The organism is Candidatus Erwinia dacicola, from assembly GCF_001756855.1.
GTDB classification, from domain to species: domain Bacteria; phylum Pseudomonadota; class Gammaproteobacteria; order Enterobacterales; family Enterobacteriaceae; genus Erwinia; species Erwinia dacicola.
The window spans coordinates 1-2,837 of record NZ_MAYS01000357.1; the positions used below are offsets into that span (position 1 = coordinate 1).

Here is a 2,837-nt window from a genome sequence, read left to right on the forward strand (position 1 = left end):
ACTTTGCACGCCCATACCATTCCTGGGAACGTGGCCTGAATGAGCATACCAACGGTCTGATACGGCGCTTTTACCCCAAGGGAACCGACTTCAGTCAGGTGAGCCATCGCAAGATGGCTGAACTCGAACACATACTCAACACGCGCGGGAGAAAATCACTGGGCTATCGTTCCCCCAACGAGGTATTTTTAACGCACTTACTGGCGGCATAAGCCCCCTCGGTTTTGTTGCGTTTCGAGTGGGAATGGGGCTGGCGAATATTATCCGCAATCGATTGCCAGTCCTGTGGCGTCATGTCCGAGGAGTTAATCAACGGTGCGTATTCGTGGATGGTGAAATCTGGCATTTCCGGGTGATGGAATTCTGGCATATTTGCCAGCTGATTTTGCAGGTAACCGGAAATAGGGATAAAAGCCGTGCTCGGAACGCTGCATGCCGATGGTACCGCCCGTGTAAGTGACATAAATCGATTTCTTTTGCATTCGTTAACTCAGGGCTTGCCGAAAAAAACGCAGTATAATGGGAATTGTCAGGAAAACCAGCCCGACCAGAGTTGGCTGGGCTGGTTAGTGCGTTAGCTCACTACTTTACATCGCTGCAGGTCAGGCAGAATGCATAGCGATTCTGAGGATCGTTGAAATTATCCAGCAGGCCTGGCTGCCTCTTCATCGCGGCCATGACGTCGAGCATTGGTGCAGGCAGATAAGCGCGCAGCGCCGCAGGCAGTGCTGCCTGCGCTGAAGCAACCACCTGGCTGAACAGCACGTCGATCATGCTCGGTTCATCCTGATACCAGTTCAGCTGTGGCTGTTGGATCTTCGCCAGCTCGGCAGCTTTTGCCACCGCGTCGTCGAAATCACCCAGCGCATCCACCAGACCGTTCGCTTTGGCATCGCTGCCGGTCCAGACGTGACCCTGTGCAATCTGATCAATCTGTTCTGGCGTTTTATTGCGTGATTTTGCCACCAGACCGAGGAAGTTTTTATAGCCGTTTTCGATGGTCAGCTGCATCAGCTGCTGGACTTCTGGCGGCAGGGCTTTGGTACTGGCGACATCCGCCAGCGGAGACGTTGCCACGCCGTCGGTATGCACGCCGATAGCATCTAGCGAGTTCTCCACGGTGTTGATCACGCCGAAGATACCAATAGAGCCGGTCAGCGTATTCGGGCTGGCAATTATATAGTTAGCAGGAGTGGAAACCCAGTAGCCGCCTGATGCCGCCATGCCGCCCATGGAAACCACCACCGGTTTACCCGCGGCTTTTGCGGCCGCCAGCTCTCCACGGATAGTTTCAGAAGCGGTCACGCTGCCGCCAGGGCTGTTGACTCGGAACAGAATGGCTTTGATCTTCGGATCGAGGCGCGCTTCACGAATTCCCTTTGCGGTGGTATCACCACCGACGCTGCCTGGGGTCTCTTCACCTTCCATGATCGTCCCGTTCGCCCCAATCACCGCGATATTGCCGTCATTGTCGTCAGTGGTTGGGGTGTTTTTCAGCGGATAGTCATAGATGCTGGTGCCGTTGTAATCCTTAGCCTCTTTATCCCAACCAAAGATTTTTACCAGCTGCTGATCGACCACCGACGGTGAGGCCAGCTCATCCACCAGCTTACTGTCTTTGGCGTACTGCGCGCTGTCGCCGCCCACTTTGTTCAGACCATCGAGCACGCCCTGAGCGCTAAGGAATACCTGATCGGCAGTAATCTGACGGTTTGCCGCCAGCGTATTGACATAGTTCTGCCACAGCTCGCCAATCCAGCGGCTGTCGGAATCGCGCGCGGCAAGGGACATATCATCACGCAGGAACGGCTCTACCGCCGATTTGTAGGTGCCGACGCGGAACACGTGCGAGCTGACTTTCAGCTTGTCCAGCAGGGTTTTATAATAGAGGCTGTTGGTGGCAAAACCGTGCAGATCGACGGTGCCCTGCGGCGAGAGGTAGATCTTGTTGGCGAAGCTGGCGAGGTAATATTGTGCCTGACTGTAGCTGTCGCCGGTGGCATAGATTGGCTTGCCGCTGTCGCGGAACTCGCGTAGCGCTTTACCAATATACTGCAGCGACGGCTGATCAGCGCCCGTAAAGTTTTGCAGGTCGAGCACTATGCCGGTAATTTTGTCGTCGTCCTTCGCTTGGCGAATGGCATCCACCACGTCGAACAATGAGTTCTCTTTCAGACGATCACTGCTGGCACCTAACAGCTGGCGGCCAATCTTACTCAGCTTGTTGCTGACGGAAGGTTTATCCACCACCACGCCGCTGAGATCGAAGGTCAGTGCGCCTTTCTGCACTTCAGCTGGTGCATTAGCGCTGCTGACTTGCAGCCAGATACCAACGCTAACCACGATCAGCAAAATAAGGAAGAGATTAAGGATAAATTCGCGAACAAAATTCAGGACTCGCCATGTCCACTTAAAGATGCTAGCGATCATTCGCCACAATACGCGCATAGAAACTCCAAAGTCGCAATGAAATGCCAGAAGCAGAGGTCCGGGCAGGAATAGCACACATCCTAAATAGCAAGGGGGCAATTGTCAGCATGAAAAAGCGCAATGCTGTAACAAAACATCATCCTGTGCTAGTTTTTACTGGATGAGAATCACTATCACAGGAGGACACCATGGACGCTCTGGATTTACTGGTTAACTGTCGTTCCGCATCACACTTGGCAGAACCCAGGCTTACAGGTGAGGCGCTGGAGAACATTCTGCGCGCCGCTATGCGCGCGCCGGATCTCGGCACTGCATTTCACTATTGTAGAGAATGAAGGGCGCGATCGCCTGAGTGAGCTGCTGGAGAAAGTATCGCGCGATGCGCAGCTGGAGGCACTGTTGCAAAG

Annotated in this window: 2 protein-coding genes and 2 pseudogenes; 2 read left to right on the forward strand and 2 right to left on the reverse strand. The window is 54.0% G+C overall.

The genetic code is table 11. From position 1 onward, the window contains the following. A partial coding sequence (locus BBW68_RS19175; protein ID WP_148127523.1) for an IS30 family transposase occupies window positions 1-212 on the forward strand: 212 nt, incomplete at its 5' end. Window positions 213-253: 41 nt separating this feature from the next. Here the strand turns inward: BBW68_RS19175 and BBW68_RS10190 are convergent. Together BBW68_RS10190 and sppA are read right to left on the reverse strand one after the other, a co-directional pair. Beyond that, window positions 254-482 (reverse strand): annotated as a pseudogene (locus tag BBW68_RS10190) (asparaginase domain-containing protein); the annotation flags it as partial. A gap of 100 nt (window positions 483-582) precedes the next feature. Then, entirely contained in the window at window positions 583-2,448 is a 1,866-nt protein-coding gene (gene sppA / locus BBW68_RS10195) for a signal peptide peptidase SppA (RefSeq protein ID WP_070135274.1), read from the reverse strand. A gap of 170 nt (window positions 2,449-2,618) precedes the next feature. On the opposite strand from sppA, the pseudogene BBW68_RS19830 reads away from it, so the two are divergent. Beyond that, window positions 2,619-2,837 (forward strand): annotated as a pseudogene (locus BBW68_RS19830) (nitroreductase family protein); the annotation flags it as partial.

Coding starts and splice junctions, on each gene's coding strand:
- sppA (WP_070135274.1), bottom strand. CDS start 2,448: ATGCGCGTATTGTGGCGAATGATCGCTAGCATCTTTAAGTGGACATGG.